The following is a 1,172-nucleotide window of genomic DNA, read 5'->3' as shown; positions in this document are numbered from 1 at the left end:
GCTTCTCAGCGCCCCCTCAGGAACCTCTCATGATCCGCGGCAAAGCTCTGAGACATGACCGAGAGCTACCGCCAGAGCGGCAACCACCCCGAGCAGCAGCCCTCCTACGACACGGCGTACGGCACGACGCCCCCGGCGTACGGCTCGTACCCGCCGCCCCCGCCGCACGCCCCCGCGGCACCGGTCAACGTCGCCCCCGGCACCACCGTGTGGCCCGCCACGGAGCCGGCCGGCGGCGGCGCCGGTGACGGCGGCAACGGCTGGGCGGCCTTCGGCCACGAGCCCGCCGCGCACCCGGCGCCCGCCCACAAGAAGCGCGCCCGCGGCCCGATAGCGGTGCTGGCCGCCGTCGCCCTGGTCGCCGCGGCCGTCGGCGGCGGCACGGCGTACGCCGCCCAGGAGCTCTTCGGTACGAACGGCGCCACCCCCACCGGCATCAACGGCACCAACGCCTCCGCCGGGAGCAAGGGCACCGTCTCCGGTGTGGCCAACGCGGTCAGCGACTCCATCGTCGAGATCAAGGCGAGCACCGGCAGCGGTACGTCCACGGGCTCGGGCGTGCTCATCACCTCCGACGGCGAGATCATCACCAACAACCATGTGATCGCCGGAGCGAGCGAGGTCCAGGTGCAGACGAACGACGGCAAGAAGTACACGGCCAAGGTCGTCGGCACCGACAGCAAGAAGGACCTCGCGCTCATCAAGCTCGAGAACGCCTCGGGCCTCAAGGCCGCCACGCTCGGCGACTCGGACAAGGTGGGCGTCGGCGACGAGGTCGTCGCGATCGGCTCGCCCGAGGGTCTGACCGGCACCGTGACCAGCGGCATCATCTCCGCGCTCGACCGTGACGTCACCGTCTCCACCGAGGAGCAGCAGGCCCCCGGGCAGCAGGGCGGCGGCCAGTGGCCCTTCGAGTTCGGCGGGGAGCAGTTCAACGGCGACACCGGCTCGTCCACGACCACGTACAAGGCGCTGCAGACCGACGCCTCGCTCAACCCCGGCAACTCCGGTGGCGCCCTGATCGACATGAACGGCGAGATCATCGGCATCAACTCGGCGATGTACTCCCCGGCCTCGAACTCCGGCTCCGGTTCCTCGTCCGGCAGCGTGGGCCTCGGCTTCGCGATCCCGATCAACGATGTGAAGGCCGACCTGGACACGCTGCGCGCCGG

1 protein-coding gene is annotated in these 1,172 nt (G+C 71.2%); it reads left to right on the top strand.

Going from position 1 to position 1,172, the window contains the following annotated elements:
* Positions 1–54: 54 nt before the first annotated feature.
* Positions 55–1,172: S1C family serine protease (locus JAO81_RS41870; RefSeq protein WP_199553249.1), on the top strand; the 1,118-nt coding region annotated here is incomplete at its 3' end.

This window comes from Streptomyces sp. N35, from assembly GCF_016464295.1.
Classification (GTDB): Bacteria; Actinomycetota; Actinomycetes; order Streptomycetales; family Streptomycetaceae; genus Streptomyces.
Note: the sequence above shows the minus strand (reverse complement) of the source record. Positions and strands in the feature narration are given on the sequence as shown.